Source organism: Vibrio sp. 970, from assembly GCF_033339075.1.
The window spans coordinates 1-735 of record NZ_JAWOTW010000268.1; the positions used below are offsets into that span (position 1 = coordinate 1).

Consider the following 735-nt stretch of genomic DNA (forward strand, 5'->3'; position numbering starts at 1 on the left):
CTCAGTTGGACGGATATTGTTGTGCTGTGCTGCGTATTTAAAGATCGTATTCCAATGCCGAAGTTTTTCCTCAAGCAACAACTGCTGTATGTGCCGTTTATTGGTATGGCATGTTGGGCGTTAGACATGCCTTTCATGCGTCGTTACTCTCGTGAGTATTTAATTCGTAACCCTCACAAACGTGGCCAAGATTTGGCAACCACACGTCGTTCGTGTGCCAAGTTCAAGCATACTCCAACAACGGTTGTGAACTACGTGGAAGGTACACGCTTTACTGAAGAGAAGCAGCGTAAAAGCAAAGCGGGCTACCAATACCTGTTGCAACCCAAGTCAGGCGGTATTGCTTACACATTGGCGGCAATGGGCGAGCAGTTTGAGAACATCATTGATGTGACCCTCGCGTATCCAGAGAATACGGACAAACCTTTTAAAGACATGCTGATGGGGCGCATGACTAAGATCGTGGTCCATGTGAAAGTGTTGCCAGTTGATGAGCAGGTGTTAGGGGATTACTTCAACGACAAGCCGTACAAGCGCCAATTCCAGCAATGGTTAGGGGATGTGTGGCAAGAGAAAGACCAACTGCTACAAGAGATTCACAAATAAAAAGGGGAGCCATGTGCTCCCCTGTTTTCTGTGCGTTGCGCTTATTTTAGCGTTAGCAAGTAGTTCACCAGTGCAAAGTACTCATCCATTGATTTAATGCTTTGTGCTTGAACTAGGTATTTGTTATTC

1 protein-coding gene and 1 pseudogene are annotated in these 735 nt (G+C 46.0%); one reads left to right on the forward strand and one right to left on the reverse strand.

What is annotated here, in order from left to right:
• Positions 1-606, forward strand: a 606-nt coding sequence (locus tag R7Q11_RS26095; protein ID WP_225466992.1) for an acyltransferase, incomplete at its 5' end; no start/stop codon positions are given.
• A 41-nt stretch (positions 607-647) separates the two neighbouring features.
• Here the strand turns inward: R7Q11_RS26095 and R7Q11_RS26100 are convergent.
• Positions 648-735 (reverse strand): annotated as a pseudogene (locus R7Q11_RS26100) (thiol:disulfide interchange protein DsbA/DsbL); the annotation flags it as partial.